Here is a 16200-nt window from a genome sequence, read left to right as displayed (position 1 = left end):
ATTATAGAAACTTTTTTAGAAAAAATGGAGCGTAAACGCTCCATTTTACTTTAACTCTAAAATTTCTGTCGGCAATTGCGCCCCCGCTTCAACGAGTAAATCTCTCCACAATAGAGCGATTTCTTTTCCAGCATGACCTTGTGATTCTAAATCATCAATCCACACTTTCCACACGTTGACAATTGCTGTTTCTAAATGTTTTTGTACTTCTGGGTTCAGTTGGTCGAATGGTAACATTTCGCCACCTTTTGCCTCATTCGCTGCAATATTTTCTTCTGTTTCACTATTTGTCAATTGTGATCCTGTCATTAAATATTCATCTGCTTTTTCTGTGAATATGTTTTGTTGTTCTTCTGTCATCTTATTCCACGTCGATTCTTTCATCGCTGTTGCTCCAGCAAAATGCCCGAAGTTTACACCTGTAATCGAATATTTGATTAACTCATCCAAACCGAAGGCAATCCAATCAGGCGAGTTGTAAATGATGCCATCCAAGGCATTTCGACTTAAAGCATCATAAGCATCGGTAATCGGCATCGATTGTCCTGTAATCCCTAACTCTTTTGCAAGCATTTCGTGCACACGTGATGCGGTACGTACTCGAATTGCTTTATTAAATTCTCCGACATTATCGAATTTATGTTTCGTTGTTGAAAATAAATATGGTTCTGTAACAGGCGTCGAAAAAGCGACGAGCCCTTTATCCGTGTATTCTAATTCGTAATACGTCTTCCCATCTTTAATTTCTTGATCACTTTTCATTAACTTTCCCATCGCTTCCGCTGCAATAATTGCATCAGATTCAAGAAGTGGTAACATCACGACTTCTGAATATGGGAAGCGCTGTGGATCATATGGTGGCATTAATGTTAATGCGACATCAATCGATCCAGAAGTTAATGCATCCATCTCATTGCCCAAGCCGACGAGCTCTCCTGCTGTAAATACTTCAAATTGAACTTGTCCATCTGTCTCTTCTGAAACAGTTGTCGTTAACGGTTCAAACATACCACGATGCCAGAAATGCTTGTCTGGCACACCAGAAGAAGCCCGAAGTTTTAAAGCTTTGCCACCATTACCGCTTGTAGAACCCTCCGATTCACTTTTTCCTCCACAAGCTACTAACATGAGCAAACTAGCGAGCAATAACGTAATCCAACGAAAACCTTTCATCACATGTCCCCCTTTATAATGTCCCTTTGTATTTGAATATTGCACACGTTAGCTTCTCAATGTATGTTTCAACACTTTACCTGAAGCATTACGTGGTAATTCCTCCATAAATTCGACTTCTGCTGGAATTTTATATTTGGCGAGTTGTTCACCGCAATAATTTAAAATTGCTTCTTCTGTCGATTGTTTGCCTTCTTTCAATACGACGAACGCTTTCGGCACTTCTCCGTATACGGGATGTGGCACGCCCACTACTGCCGCTTCCAACACTTCTGGAATTTGATAGAGCACTTCTTCTACTTCAATCGGATAGACATTTTCGCCCCCACGAATTAACATGTCTTTTTTCCGATCGACGATATAAAGGAAGCCCTCTTCATCAAATCGCCCTAAATCCCCCGAATAGAGCCACCCGTCTCGAATTGCCATATGTGTCTCACGCTCATTGCGCAAATACCCTTTCATAATTTGCGGGCCTCGTACGACAATTTCTCCGACGAGTCCTGGCGGTAATGACTCACCATGTTCACCGACGACACGCACCTCTGTCTGTGGTAAAGCTTGTCCAACGGAACCGATTTTATCGAGCGCGTACTCGTCTTTTAACGTTGTGGCAGCGGGTGAGTTTTCCGTCTGGCCGTACATATTTTGAACGCGTACGTTCGGGAAAGCTTTTTTCAATTGCTTTAACACTTCATACGGCATCGGTGCTGCACCATATGCGAAAAGACGCAATGTCGATAAATCGAGTTTTTCGATATTTGGCATATTTAAAATAATCGTATACATCGCCGGCACACCGAAGAAGATGGTCGGTTCCGTACGTTGTAATAAATCGATTGTCGACGTTTTTGAAAAACCTTCTTCTACAATCGTCGTTCCCCCTTTATAAATGACAGGTGCGACGAATACGTGACTCGCTGCACAGTGGAAGAGTGGCGTTGAAATTAATAAACGGTCTTCTTTTACGATATCCATCGCTTCTGCCCAAATTTCAGAGACGGATAAAATGTTTTGATTCGTCAACATGACGCCTTTCGGTTTCCCTGTCGTTCCTGACGTATACATGACGACTGCTACATCGTCTCCTTGTAGTTCAACAGGTTCGAGCTTCAACGACTCATCTTCCATCACGCGACCGAGCTCATCGCTTCCACCGATGTACAACGTATCGCGAAATTCGTTCGGTAATGAGGCAATTGTCTCTTTAATTTTGTCATCACAAATGAGTGCAACTGCTTCTGAATGGTCAAAAATGTACTGTACTTCTGGAGCAGCTAACTTCGTATTAATCGGCATAACTGTAAATCCTGCGAGCTGTAAACCGTAATATGTCGCTAAGAAAAAGTCTGAATTTAACGCATATAAAGCGATAATGTCCCCTTTTTTATATCCCTTTTGTTGAAAATAAGCGCCGACTCTTTCCATTCTTGTATAAAATGAAGCGTAATCCCACTCTCTTTCATCGCACCAAGTTGCTGGATATGTCGGTTGTTCTTTCGCATGTTTTCCAATTAACTGTGGCATGTACATACTCATTTCCCCCTTATTTTTCATTCCCTTTTTTAAGCGAGTACTTCTTTGGCGATAATCATTTTCATCACTTCTGTTGTTCCAGCATAAATCGCAGGTACAGGAATGTCTCGGTAACGTCGTGCAATCTCATATTCCTCCATATAACCGTAACCTCCGTGAAGTTGGAGGCAGTCTCCTGCGACACGCTTCGCCATCTCACTAATCCACCATTTCGCCATCGATACTTCTTTTACAATCGCTTCCCCATTTAAATGACGCTCAATGACACGGTCTAAATAAACGCGCCCCATATCGATTTCTGTCGCCATTTCCGCTAATTTGAATTGTGTATTTTGGAAGTCCGCAATACGGCTACCGAATGCTTTGCGTTCTTTCACATAATTAATCGTCAACTCAAGCATTACTTCTGCTTCTACTTGTACTTCTAATGCGACGACGAGTCGCTCTTGTTGAAGTTTTTCCATCAAGTAGTAAAAGCCTCTCCCTTCTTCCCCGAGCAAGTTCTCCACAGGTACTTTCACATCTTCGAAAATGAGTTCCGCTGTATCCGCAGAATGCATGCCGATTTTATTTAGCTTTTTACCGCGTTTAAATCCTGGCATTCCGTCTTCCACAACGAGCAAACTAATTCCACGATAAGCGGGCTCTACTTGTGAATCTGTTTTACAAACGACAACGACGTAGTCTGCGTGCATTCCATTTGTAATAAAGGTCTTTTCGCCATTTAGAATGTAGTGATCTCCTTCACGACGTGCTGTCGTACGAACGGCAGCAAGGTCAGATCCTGTTCCTGGCTCCGTCATCGCGACTGCTGAAATAAGTTCTCCCGTAACACTTTTCGGCAACCAACGCTGTTTTTGTTCTTCCGTTCCGTACGTCGAGATGTAAGGGCTTACAATATCGGAGTGCAAACTAATTCCACTCGCAAGCCCTGCTCCGACGCGCTCAAGTTCTTCTGTTAAAATGACCGAATAAGAAAAATCAAGACCTAAACCCCCGTACTGTTCTTCCACCCAAGGGAGTAAAAAACCATTTTCCCCTAATTTCAACCAAAATTCTCTCGGAATATCACGATTCGCTTCCCATTGTTCAAAATAAGGATAGGCTTCTTTTTCTAACATTTTGCGCAACGATTCTCGAAACATTTCATGTTCATCTGTTAAATAACTTGCTCTCATTTATTCCAACCCCTTTTCATCACTTGTTCAAAATTGAATTGTTCTCATTTTAGCAAACGCTTACATAGAAATCAACATAATTTGAACGTTGTTTAAATTATGTTTAATCATATATTATATCTATAACTTAATTTATCTTCCCTAAAGCATTAAAAATCATAGTTTTACAGTCATTTCTTAAAAATTGTTTATTGGCTACCATAATTTTTTGACCATTGTTTAAAAAATACAATAAAAAAACTTGCATAAAAACATATGCAAGTTCCTTCGATTATTTATTTTTGAACGTTTGTTACATCCGCATTTTCTTCTACTACTTCTTTGTAATAAAATTTGCGACCTAAATACGTTTGGAAGATGAGGATAATACCACCAATCGTCCAGTATAACGGTAGTGCCGCCATCACTTGACTCGAGATGACCATAATCATGATCGGCGACATGTATACCATAAACTTCATCTGTTGCTTCTGTTGTTCGGGCATCGTCCATAACGAAACGCGAGCTTGGACGAAATAGACAATTCCCGCAAGTGCCATCATAATGTAGTCGACATCACCGAGAGTAAACCATAAAAACTCATGTGCTTGAACGTCTTTTGAATACAAAATCGCAAAGTAAAGCCCCATAATGATTGGCATTTGAATGAGTAATGGTAAACATCCCATATTGAGTGGGTTGACACCATGCTTCGAATATAAGCCCATCATTTCTTGTTGAAGCTTCATCATCTCTTCTTGATTACCTTCTGCTTTCGCTTCCTTCAATTTCTTTTGAATCTCTTCCATTTCAGGACGAAGCTTATCCATCTTCACTTTCATCTCTTGTTGTGATTTATAGTTTTTCAACATGAGTGGCATGAGGAGGAAACGAATGATCAATGTAATAACGATGATTGCTAATCCGTAATCATTAAACTGTGTACCGAAAAATGTAAGCAAACCTTCCATTGGTTTAACAAACACTTTATAGAAAAATCCGGTCTTCTGCTCGACACTTTGACATCCTGCGAGTACAAATGTCAGCATGGACAACATAAATAATAAATTAAATTTTTTCTTCAATCTATTCACCTTCATCATTTTGAACTACTGAAAAGTATACCTTATGTTCAACACCAATTACAAACGTTCTCTCCATTTCTTCTACTTTTCTTTCGACATCTTCAATATTTTTAACAACTTTTATTGTGCGCTTTCAAATGATCACATAAAAAAACTGAAAATCCGAAGACTTTCAGCTCGTTTGTTTATAAAAGTTGTGGTTTAATTTCATATTTAAAGAAATTGCGATTTAAACTATTTCTAAAACGACGTGGCGTTTCGCCTGTATACTTTTTGAAAATACGTGTGAAATAACTTTGGTTACAGAAATGAAATTCATCTGAAATTTCTGAAATGCGTTTCGTTGAAAATCGTAAATAGTATTGAGCTTCCTCCACTTTGCGAATATTAATATATTCCACGAGTGTTACGCCAGTATGTTCGCGGAAAATGCGTGATAGGTGACTCGTGCTCACTTTAAAGCGGTCGGCAATACCTTCCACTGTTAAAAATTCCAATAAATTGCTATCAATATAATTAATAACTGCATTTACAGTCTCATGTAATAGCTGAGCAGGCTCACGTTCACGTAAGACATACATATAAAATTCAATCAATTCACCAGCGACATCATAGGCATTATCCTCAACTAACTTTTGTTCAATGATAGAATCACATACTACATTGAATGAAAATGCTTCAGAAGGTTCTAAGCGCTTATGTACTAATTGACGCGTGACAAGACCCGATATAGAAATCAAATAGTTTTTAACGCAGAGATTTCCTTCCTGATGATTTTGAATGAAATTAATCAATTGTCCTAATTGATCATGCGCTACATGCTCATTAAAACGTTCTAAGTTAGAAATAAATGATTCTTCCACACGGTAAAATTGTTGCCAATTCATAAATGTATTCATTTTTTCATAGGATGGTGTTGGCGGTAATAATTCCATCCACTTCACATCTCTCTCTACACGTTCATTCATGTTACTCACCCCTCAACCTCTTAACTCTACCCACTTCATTAACGCTCTTCTTCTAAGTGCTTATGGTATAAGCCGTCTTCCTTTTTATTGGAATCATCTTCCACTTCTTGACCGTAATATTGAACACTCGTTTGAGCGCCTTCACTTACCATCTCATTATCTGGTGTATCATATGGATCTGGATTTCCAGCCTTTTCTTCTAAGTCTTCTGTTGATGTTTGACTTGTTTCTGTCGCTTCTGTATATTCTTCTTTCTTCTGTTCGATGAACGATTCTACTTTCTCTTTCGTTTCTTGAACAAATTGCTGTGCTTTTTCACGATTTGCTGGATCTTTGAAATATGCGTACGCTCCTGCTGCAATTGCTGTCACTGCTAAACCTTTTAACTTCTTACCCATATATATCGACCTCCGTTGAATTTTGTACAGTATGTATTACCTTTTTTTTCGTTTTTAAACCTTTTTTGATGAATTTCTTTTATTTTTTTCAATATTTTGTTATATTGTGCATTATATCAATGAAGTATAATTCAATCTTAACAATTATTCAGTCTTCAATTATTGTATATTCCTTTCTTGAAACATAAAAACCACCTTCCTCATTTGTAGGAAAAGTGGTTTTTAAATTAGTCATTATTCATTTTGTTTAAATCATCCGACATAGCGTTCAATGGTCGAAATGGTTGATCGGGAAGAGGCGGTTTTCGAATGAAAGCCATCCCTGCTGCAATGTAAAGCAAAATTGAAGGAAGTGTGACAACTCCAGCCATAATTCCACTTAAAATAAACATTACTCCTGCCGCTTTCACTTTCATCGGATTACCGACTTGAACCGCTCCGACAATCGCTAATATAAGTGCAATCATACCGATAATGAAGAAAACCCATCCGAATGCTGTGAAGCTTTCAAACAATTGTAAAACAGCTATAATTTCTTCTCGATTTAAATTCAAATTCGGATCTTGCATTAAATCATTGACAAGTTCAGTTTTAAATTCGTCAATTTTAAATAAAGCACCCATGCTGATTGTAATAAATGCAATAAAAAGAAGTCCAAGACCAATTAAAATAGAACTAACGATTGCCAGTACTCTTTCTCCTGTACGTTTCATTATTTCACCTCTCATAGAAAAAGCTACAAGCTAAAAAAATAGGCTTGTAGCTTTTAAATTTCAAGTTATGATGTTTTCACATCATCATACTCTGTATAACGTTCAAACGCCGTCACGACATAAGAACAAACAGGTTCCATTTTATACTCTTGTTCACGTGCATACTCCGCTGCACGATCTAACAATTGTTTCGCAACCCCTTGACCACGAAGTTTTTCTGACACGAATGTGTGGTCCATTACCATCACATCGCCCAACATCGTCCACGTAATTTTTGCAAGTTCTTCGCCATCTTGTTTATTTACAAAAGCGTAAGATTCCCCACCTAAATCAACAAATTCAAATTCCATTTCTGCCACCCTCTTTCGTTAAGATTTAAACCATGATTTTATTTTATCAAAAATATCAGCAAAAAACTGTTTTACGCTCTCCCAAAAGCCAGGATCGATGCTACCGATTTTATCTTTTAACTTATTCGCAAGGTCTGTCATTTGATCAGAAAGCTTTGAAAAGTCGATATCGAGACCACGAATACGGTCCATTAAATCAATTAACAATTGACGATCTTCTTCGCTCAATTCAATTTTAAATTTACTTAATTGTTCATTGACGATTCGTTCCACATCTTCTTTCGACGCAGGTGCTTGTTCAGCAATTTGTTTTTTTATTTCTGTTAACAATTGCGCTACTTCGTCTTTATCGACATTCGATTGCTCGGCAAGCTTTGTCGCTACAGATAGTTCATCATTGGCAACATTTGTGCGTTCTGTATCAAGTGTACCCCCTGCATCTTCATACGCTTTGTAAATACCGACGAGCGCTGAATGACCTGTCACAGCCTTTGGTGCAGCAACTTCAACTCTCGCATCTTCCACCCCTGCTGTTAAAATAGCTGTCGCATACATGTCACGCGTCACTTGTGTAATATTTTCAGGCGTCACAATTTCAACCGTCAAACCTTTTCCTTCATCGAGACGCGTAATTTTCGCTGATGAAAACATACGCGCATTGCCATTACCGTTTGGAATATATTTAATTAAATCTTGACCCGTCACAGAAACTTGTTCATAGTCGTCGCCTGCTGACACATTGAGCTTGTTTAAAACATTTGCCTTCTCATCTTCCGACAAATTCGCTCCGAGCGCGACGATTGGCACTCCTAATTTTTCATCAATTACTTCAACCGCTTGTGCTGTTTGCGGTAACCAGACAGATACTAATAAAACAGATATAAAGCTAAGTAACACGAATTTTTTATGCATTGTTTTCTTCCTCCTCATTATCGTTAAAACGTTTGTCCGATAAGAAAAGTTGCAAATTCGTTATTTTTTCTTCGTCCAGCCATCGGATTGTTCAACTAATCCTTTTTTCATAAGACGACCGAGCGCACGTTTAAAAGCACCTTTACTCATATCAAATCGCTCTTGAATTTCTTCAGGTGTTGAGCGATCCGTAAAAGGCATTTCGCCACCTACGCTCGTCAAATACGTATAAATTTGATCGGCATCATCGTCTAAGCGCTCTTCTTTACGTGGAAGTAATGAACCGTTCATCGTGCCATCTTCTTTTACTTTAATGATGCGCACATCAACAAGTTCTCCAAGACGCGGTTCTTTTTCACGCTCTGTTTCGTGTACGAAAATACGATACATCGGATCTTCTGTAAGAAGGAATGTTCCGACAGGTAATAAGCGATAAGGACGCGCTTTTAAATCCGCATTAAACAGTTCCTCTGGCGCTAAGTCAATTTGTTCTTGGACGCGATCTTCCGTCGCTAAACGTCCATAAATTGTACCGCCTTTATCCGTTCGTAAAGTCATGTACAACTCGTCACCTTTTTTTGGCCATAACGCTTCAAACTTCGGTAAATCTGTACGGTCGATGAGCACTTCAATCGTTGAGCCGATATCGACAAATACACCTTCTGAACGTTCAGAGCGTAATACTGTCGCATACCCGTACGTATCGATGGACATATTCGGTAAAATGGTCGTCGCAATCAATTGTTCTCGACGGTTTAAATAAACGAATACGTCTACTTCCTGACCTACTTCAACAGGCTCTAAAGCATCCGATTCGTTCATTAAAATCTCTTCATTATTCACTTCGATGACCCATCGTGATCCTTCTTGGGCACTGACTGTTCCTTTAACGATTGTCCCTGCTTGTACTGTTGTCATACTTCTCATCCTTCTTCTTCTCGAATTTGTTCGAGTTTATCTGTAAAGCTTGGTGTCTCTTCAATTGCACGTACTAAGTCTGTAATACGATCAATCGCATTCCAACTTAAATGATGTTCAATTCCTTCCACATCATTATAAATATACTCTTCATTGACACCGATAATTCTTAAAAATTGTTCAAGTAATTCGTGACGTTTCACTAGCTTCTTTCCGAACACTTTGCCTTTTTCGGTTAATTCCAAACCACGGTATCGTTCATAAATGACATAACCTTCTTTATCTAATCGTTGTGCCATCTTCGTTACAGAAGAGGGGAGTACGTCTAAAGCATCTGCTACGTCCGAGACTCGAGCTTCTCCGCGCATTTCCAATTGTAAATAAATTTGTTCAAGGTAATCTTCCATACCTGGTGTTGCCATCTGCCATCCACCTCCAGTATGCCTAACGTTCGACATTCTATTATTATTATGCCAACTATCTAGCCAATTGACAACTTGCAATTACCAAATAGAAAACGCTCACGGGAGTAGAAGACTCACATGAGCGTTTCAAATCATTCAACTTTTGCGTAAATGCACGTATTTCTTAAATGCGTACCGTCCGCTGTTAAATCATCCTGTTTTAAAACACCTTCTAATTCAAAACCAAGACGTTCTGCAATTTTTCGACTTGGGCTATTGTTTTCATCACAACGAATTTCCACACGTCGTGCATACAATTTCTCGAAAGCGAAACGAGTGATTCGTTCAACTGCCTCCGTCATATAACCGAAACCTTGAAAACGTTGATCCAGCCAATAACCAATTTCAAAACTTGGAATCTCCCAACGAATGCGATGTAACCCTGAGCTTCCGATAAACTCTCCCGTTTCTTTCAAGAAAATGTGAAGGCGTAAATCTTCACGTGTCGTAAATTTCGCGATCGCTTGACGTATGCTATCTTCTGTACTTTCACGCGTTGGACGTGTTTGCGCCCATGGCATCCATTGTTTCAAATCATCATAAGAGGAAAAGGTCGATTCAAATACTGCATCGATATCTTCTAAACGAGGCGCACGAATCACTAATCGTTCCGATTCAAATTGTTCTGGAATACAGAGGGGGATGCCTGTTTTTCCAGTCTTTTGATTGTCCGCCCCCCAAATGACAGCGGGTGTTTGATTCGATTTATAATCTTCACGCGTCATCCCATACGTAACTGCATCATAATAACGATTTTCTTTCGGAGAAAACCATGAATTACGCAAATGAGCTTCTTTTACAAACCCTGCTCGTTCGAATGTTTTTCGCATCGCTAAGTTATCTTGTCGCGTGTGGCCTTCTAGTCTAATTTTTTTAGTCGGTAATTCAAACACATATTTCGTCAAGAGACGCAATGCTTCGGGACCGTAGCCTTTGCGACGATGTTCGTCAGCAATACGTAAATCGAAAAACGGCATGTCATCTAACAAGTCGTAAAGTTTCACGATGCCGACCTTTTGTTCATCATCATTGACGACCCAAAATGTTTTCACATCATCTGATTCGTAACCGCCTTCTTGTACCGTCTTTTCAATCAACTTACGTTCAGGGGCACTTTCCGCATGATATGGCCATGTATTCGTCGTCATAAAATGTATAAGTTGTTCTACTTCTTCTATTGTCCATTCGTCTAAACGCATACGAACACTCCTTTTGCGCTTCTGTTAATCTTGCACTTTTAACAATCGTAACGAATTTAGAACGACAAGTAAAGTAGCACCCATGTCTGCAAAAATGGCGATCCATAATGTTAACCAACCTGGAATGACAAGCAATAAAGCGATGACTTTCAAACCGAGCGCGAAGCCGATATTTTCTTTAATAATACGCAATGTTTTGCGACTTAATTTAATTGTATACGGTAATTTCTCAAGATCATCTGCCATGAGTGCAACATCTGCTGTTTCAAGAGCTGTATCTGTTCCTGCTCCACCCATCGCAATGCCAACATCTGCTGTCGCAAGTGCTGGTGCATCGTTAATGCCGTCACCAATCATTGCGACTTTTCCATACTTTTGTTGCAATTCTTTAATCGCTGTCAATTTATCTTCTGGCATTAAGCTCGCACGCACATCCGTCATTCCGATATTCGCTGCAATCGCTTGGGCTGTCACTTGGTGATCACCTGTTAACATCACTGTGTGAGCGATACCGATATCTTTCAATTTGTGCATGACTTCCGCACTTTCTTCTCGTACGGGATCCGCTACTGCAATCAATCCTTTAAATACGTCATCGATGATGATTGCCATTACGGACTTTCCTTCTGCCTGAAGCGTTGTGGCACGTTCTAAATAGTCAACTGGAACATGTGTTAATTCCGTCGCCCATTGAATGCTTCCAATAGCAACTGATTGATTTTTATACGTCGCATAAGCGCCTTTACCTGTAACCGATTGGAACTGTTGGGCTTCTTCACGATGCACGTCTCGCTCTCCGCCGTAAGTGACGATTGCACGAGCTAATGGATGCTGTGACATCCCTTCTACTGCAACGACCGCTTCTAAAACAGGTAATGCTTCATCTTCTTCCACAACGACGAAATCCGTCACTTCTGGGTACCCTTTCGTGAGCGTCCCTGTTTTATCAAATGCGATCGCTTGAATATGTCCTGTCTCTTCTAAATGTACGCCACCTTTAATTAAAACGCCTTGACGTGCTGCGTTACCAATTGCTGTCACAATCGCCACAGGAGTTGAAATGACGAGAGCACAAGGACAACCGACGACGAGAACTGCTAATCCAAGATAAATCCATTCCACCCATGGTGCACCTGTCACTAATGGTGGTACAACCATCACAAGTAAAGCGATAATAATAATGGCTGGTGTATAATATTTTGCAAAACGATCCACAAATTTTTGACTTGGCGCTTTTTCAGCCTGCGCTTCTTCTACGAGGTGGACAATTTTAGCGATTGTCGTATCATTGACGAGTTTCGTTACCGTCACTTCCAGTGCGCCTTCTTCGTTCAACGTTCCTGCGAATACTTCAGAACCTTGTCCTTTCATCGCTGGAACTGATTCTCCTGTAATTGCCGCTTCATTCACAGTCGACCCCCCTTTTAAGACGACACCATCCATCGCTATCTTTTGACCTGGTTTCACAATCAATATATCACCGACAACGATATCTTCTGTATTTAGTTCAACGAATTCAGTACCGCGACGCACGACTGCTGTAGCAGGTGCGATATCCATTAACTGTTGAATTGATTGGCGAGATTTATTCATCGAATAAGCTTCGAGCGCCTCACTAATTGCGAACAGTACGACGACGACCGCTGCCTCTTTCCACTCTTGAATAATCGCAGCACCGATTACTGCAATCGTCATCAATGTTTTAATATCAAATTCAAAACGGGTTAGATTTTTAAATCCGACTTTAAAAATCTTCCAACCACCGATCACAATGGCCGCTGCAAATAAACCGACTGCAGCAGGTGCTGTTTGTGATTGTTGACTCGCTACCATCCACCCTGCTGCGACGAGTACAGCAGAAATAATGGTCACGATATTTTCTTTTCGCTTATACCAAGGGGTTGGTGGGGTAAATACTCGCTTTTCCGACGCTTTGCGAACCTTAATTCCATCGAAAGCGCCTGCTTCTTCTAACTCTTCGATCGTCACATCGCCCTCGATAGACAATTTAGAAGCTCCGAAGTTCACTTGTACATCTTTAGCATTTGGCAAGTTTTTTACATTTTCTTCGAATTGAATCGCACAACTCGCACAATTTAAGTTTTCGAGTCGAAACTCTTCTTTTTTTCCTTCTTTTGCGACGACCATGTTAGTCCTCCTCTATTGAATGTTCATATGCTATTTTCACTAAGTCATGAATGTGATCATCCGCTAATGTGTAATACACCATTTTTCCTTTTTTCTCGGACTTGGCAAGAGATTTATCTCGCAAGTAGCGTAAATGATGAGATGCTGTCGCATTCGATGCCCCGATTACTGCCGCTAAATCACATACACACATCTCTTCTGTAATCGTTAACGCATAGGCAATTTTCAAACGCGTTTCATCTGCGAGTGCTTTAAAAATCTCGACCATCCCGAACATATTGTCTGGTAATTGTTGTTGAACTTCACGAACTGCTTCTTCGTGAACAATCGTAATATCACAAGTATCTTTCATCTATATTCTCCCCCTTCATTCAAACATTCATTTGATTGTATTGTATCGATTTTTTATAGAAATAGCAATACATTCAAACATACATTTGAATAAGAGTTCTTTCCTCCTAATATTTCACATTTTCCACACAAAAAAATCGATTACTCCGAAAAGTAATCGATTTTTCATTATACATATACTTCTTCGCCCATCGCTTCTTTCAATGCTTTCACTTGCTTTTTATCCGTTAAAATATAAAGGACATCTCGCTCTAATAATTCGGTTTGTCCCGTCGGCATGACGAGTTCTCCTTGACGGATAATCGCTGAGATTACCGTATCATCAGGTAGATCCATGTCTTGTACGAGACTATTTAAATACGGTGAATCGTTTGAAATTTCAACTTCCAACATTTCTGCATTCGCTTTATCCATGGAAACGAGTTCAAGTTGATGAATCCGTTTCGGTGATGGTGGTGCCTCAAGTCCGAGCCAACGGGCAACGTTCGAAATCGTTGAGCCTTGTAATAAAGCGGATGTAATGACGATGAAGAAGACCATGTTGAAGTAAAGATATGCATTTTCTACCCCTGCAAGTAATGGGAATGTGGCGAGTACGATCGGTACTGCTCCGCGTAAACCTGCCCAGGATAGGAAGAGCTTCTCTTTAAATGTGTAATCGAAGAAAATAGTACCGACGAAAACAGCAATCGGTCTTGCGACAAACATTAAAATAAATGATAAAATTAAACCTTTTGAAATTAAGTCCCAATTCGCTAATTCGCTCGGGAAGACGAGCAAACCTAAAATGACGAACATGACGAGCTGCATAAGCCATGCGAACCCTTCGTGGAAACGTAAAATGGAGTGGCTATGATTCAGTTCACGATTACCAATCATAATTCCTGCAACATATACCGCTAAAATTCCACTCCCACCAACGAGAGCTGTCAAACTAAATATTGCCATCGCAAATCCGATTGACAATACCGCATATAGACCACTCGCATCGAGTTTTATTTTGTTCATCCATTGAGACGTGAGCCAGCCGAAGAGAAGTCCAAGTAATAAGCCGAGGCCCATTTGTAAGAAGAAACTAATAATTAAATTACCGAATGCAAAATCATCTAATGTTAACCATTGAATGAAAGCGACAGTTAAAAACATCGCCATCGGGTCGTTGGATCCTGATTCCATTTCAAGTGTCGCTGACATTTTCGGTTTAATATTTTGACCGCTCATGACAGAAAATACTGCCGCTGCATCGGTTGATCCGACAATAGAACCGAGTAAAAATGATTCAATCCAACCAAGACCTAAAACGTAATGAATCGCTACTGCCAAAACAGCGGTCGTTAAGACGACCCCTAATGTCGCTAAAACGGCCGCTCCTTTAATGACAGGTCTGACATTTCGCCACTCGGTTTGAAGTCCCCCTTCAAACAAAATAACGACGAGAGCAAACATCCCGATCGTCTGAGCTAATCCAGCGTCCGAGAAATAAATTAACCCCGATATGTCACTCCCGAGCACCATCCCTAAAATCATAAAAAGTACGAGGGCAGGAACACCTGCCTTCGATGTGAGCTTCGTCATTAAGACACCACTTAATAAGAAAAAACCAATTAATAAAACTACTACTTCTACCGTAAATTCATTCATCTTGTTTCGCAATGACATTCGTTGATTTAGAGCTGATAGACACGATCTGCAAATTGTAAAACATCAGTAAATCAAACAAATTCATCACTCCCTCCTTCGTCTAGTTTTTTTGAGAAAACAGTTTGTCTTCTCCACCTATTCGTGAGGTTACACTCGTGATGAAATCGCGGGTCACACCGCGCAATTTATCTCTTCGTCCATCAGAGCCTACTCTTCACCAACAATTCGTACTTCCAATTCTAATTCAATACCGTAGCGACGCTTCACCTCTTCGCGCACCATGCGAATCGTATTGACATAATCTGTCGCGGTCGCATTGTTTTTGTTGACGATGAACCCAGCGTGTTTCGTTGATACTTCCGCACCACCGAATCCTTTTCCTTGTAAACCACTGTCTTGAATTAACTTCCCTGCGAAGTGGCCCGGAGGACGCTTAAACACACTTCCTGCTGACGGATATTCTAAAGGTTGTTTAGATTCACGTTGATATGTTAAATCCGCTATTTTCTCATCGATTTCTGCTTGGACGCCTACTTCTAATGAAAACAGTGCCGACATAACGTAGTACCCTTCCGTTTGAATGATGCTCGTACGGTAGCCAAGTTGTAGCTCATCTTTCGTCAAAGTGAGCAGTTCTCCTGATTTCGTCAATACTTGTACAGACACGACGATATCTTTCATTTCGCCACCATATGCCCCAGCGTTCATCATCATGCCACCACCAATAGATCCCGGAATACCACAAGCAAATTCAAATCCTGTTAAACTATGAGTCGCTGCCGTTTTAGAAACATCAATCAAATGCGCTCCAGCCTCTGCATAAATGTCTGTCCCTTTCACCTCAATCGCATTGAGCTTTGCAAGATGTAAAACGATGCCTCGCACGCCTCCATCGCGAACGACCATATTCGAACCATTTCCTAGTAGCAATAAAGGAATGTCATTTTCAAAAGCATATTTGACAACCGCTTGACATTCTTCAATCGTTTGGGGCATGACAAATAAATCCGCCGCTCCTCCGAGGGCAGTTTTCGTATATTTATGTAAGTGCTCATCTTGCAAAACAATCCCTTCGGAAACGAGCTCTCTCAATTCTTCTACTTTACTTTGATACATAGTTAGCCAAATCCTTTCACCTTCAATAACTTTTGTTTATGCGCGCGCAAAAAAAGAAACAGTAATCATAG

At 40.2% G+C, this 16200-nt stretch carries 16 protein-coding genes; all 16 read right to left on the bottom strand.

Going from position 1 to position 16200, the window contains the following annotated elements:
* Positions 1 to 45: 45 nt before the first annotated feature.
* A complete protein-coding gene (gene dctP / locus IRY55_RS07155) occupies positions 46 to 1173 on the bottom strand; it encodes a TRAP transporter substrate-binding protein DctP (RefSeq protein ID WP_194562614.1) in 1128 nt (375 codons plus the stop codon).
* Positions 1174 to 1221: 48 nt separating this feature from the next.
* Positions 1222 to 2706 (bottom strand): class I adenylate-forming enzyme family protein, encoded by a 1485-nt coding sequence (locus IRY55_RS07150; RefSeq protein ID WP_408015143.1) that lies wholly within the window; start codon positions 2704 to 2706, stop codon positions 1222 to 1224.
* A gap of 32 nt (positions 2707 to 2738) precedes the next feature.
* Complete coding sequence (locus IRY55_RS07145) at positions 2739 to 3887, bottom strand: acyl-CoA dehydrogenase family protein (RefSeq protein ID WP_194562612.1); 1149 nt, start codon at positions 3885 to 3887, stop codon at positions 2739 to 2741.
* 275 nt (positions 3888 to 4162) lie between these two features.
* The gene (gene yidC / locus IRY55_RS07140) at positions 4163 to 4951 is read right to left on the bottom strand and encodes a membrane protein insertase YidC (RefSeq protein WP_235961077.1); all 789 of its coding nucleotides are present in this window, start codon (positions 4949 to 4951) and stop codon (positions 4163 to 4165) included.
* Between the two features lie 185 nt (positions 4952 to 5136).
* On the bottom strand, positions 5137 to 5919 hold the full coding sequence (locus tag IRY55_RS07135; protein WP_194562610.1) for a helix-turn-helix domain-containing protein: 783 nt from the start codon (positions 5917 to 5919) through the stop codon (positions 5137 to 5139).
* A 38-nt stretch (positions 5920 to 5957) separates the two neighbouring features.
* Complete coding sequence (locus IRY55_RS07130) at positions 5958 to 6317, bottom strand: YtxH domain-containing protein (protein ID WP_194562609.1); 360 nt, start codon at positions 6315 to 6317, stop codon at positions 5958 to 5960.
* Positions 6318 to 6544: 227 nt separating this feature from the next.
* The gene (locus tag IRY55_RS07125; RefSeq protein ID WP_194562608.1) at positions 6545 to 7030 is read right to left on the bottom strand and encodes a DUF4064 domain-containing protein; all 486 of its coding nucleotides are present in this window, start codon (positions 7028 to 7030) and stop codon (positions 6545 to 6547) included.
* Positions 7031 to 7095: 65 nt separating this feature from the next.
* Positions 7096 to 7380, bottom strand: a complete 285-nt coding sequence (locus IRY55_RS07120) for a GNAT family N-acetyltransferase (protein WP_194562607.1) — start codon at positions 7378 to 7380, stop codon at positions 7096 to 7098.
* An 18-nt stretch (positions 7381 to 7398) separates the two neighbouring features.
* On the bottom strand, positions 7399 to 8292 hold the full coding sequence (locus IRY55_RS07115; RefSeq protein WP_194562606.1) for a DUF1002 domain-containing protein: 894 nt from the start codon (positions 8290 to 8292) through the stop codon (positions 7399 to 7401).
* A 60-nt stretch (positions 8293 to 8352) separates the two neighbouring features.
* Positions 8353 to 9210 carry a CvfB family protein gene (locus IRY55_RS07110; RefSeq protein WP_194562605.1) on the bottom strand — a complete coding sequence of 286 codons (858 nt, stop codon included), beginning with the start codon at positions 9208 to 9210 and terminating at the stop codon, positions 8353 to 8355.
* A gap of 5 nt (positions 9211 to 9215) precedes the next feature.
* A complete protein-coding gene (gene mntR, locus IRY55_RS07105; protein ID WP_194562604.1) occupies positions 9216 to 9632 on the bottom strand; it encodes a transcriptional regulator MntR in 417 nt (138 codons plus the stop codon).
* A gap of 134 nt (positions 9633 to 9766) precedes the next feature.
* Entirely contained in the window at positions 9767 to 10873 is a 1107-nt protein-coding gene (locus IRY55_RS07100; RefSeq protein WP_194562603.1) for a GNAT family N-acetyltransferase, read from the bottom strand.
* Between the two features lie 24 nt (positions 10874 to 10897).
* Positions 10898 to 13021 (bottom strand): heavy metal translocating P-type ATPase, encoded by a 2124-nt coding sequence (locus tag IRY55_RS07095; protein ID WP_194562602.1) that lies wholly within the window; start codon positions 13019 to 13021, stop codon positions 10898 to 10900.
* Between the two features lies 1 nt (position 13022).
* A complete protein-coding gene (locus IRY55_RS07090) occupies positions 13023 to 13373 on the bottom strand; it encodes an ArsR/SmtB family transcription factor (protein ID WP_194562601.1) in 351 nt (116 codons plus the stop codon).
* Between the two features lie 167 nt (positions 13374 to 13540).
* Positions 13541 to 15013 carry a potassium/proton antiporter gene (locus IRY55_RS07085; protein WP_194562600.1) on the bottom strand — a complete coding sequence of 491 codons (1473 nt, stop codon included), beginning with the start codon at positions 15011 to 15013 and terminating at the stop codon, positions 13541 to 13543.
* A gap of 207 nt (positions 15014 to 15220) precedes the next feature.
* Positions 15221 to 16129, bottom strand: coding sequence for a UDP-N-acetylmuramate dehydrogenase (gene murB / locus IRY55_RS07080; protein ID WP_194562599.1), 909 nt, complete (start codon positions 16127 to 16129; stop codon positions 15221 to 15223).
* Positions 16130 to 16200 lie beyond the last annotated feature (71 nt).

Origin of the sequence: Savagea serpentis (assembly GCF_015351395.1) — a bacterium.
GTDB lineage: Bacteria > Bacillota > Bacilli > Bacillales_A > Planococcaceae > Savagea > Savagea serpentis.
This window is presented reverse-complemented; position numbering and strand designations above follow the sequence as displayed.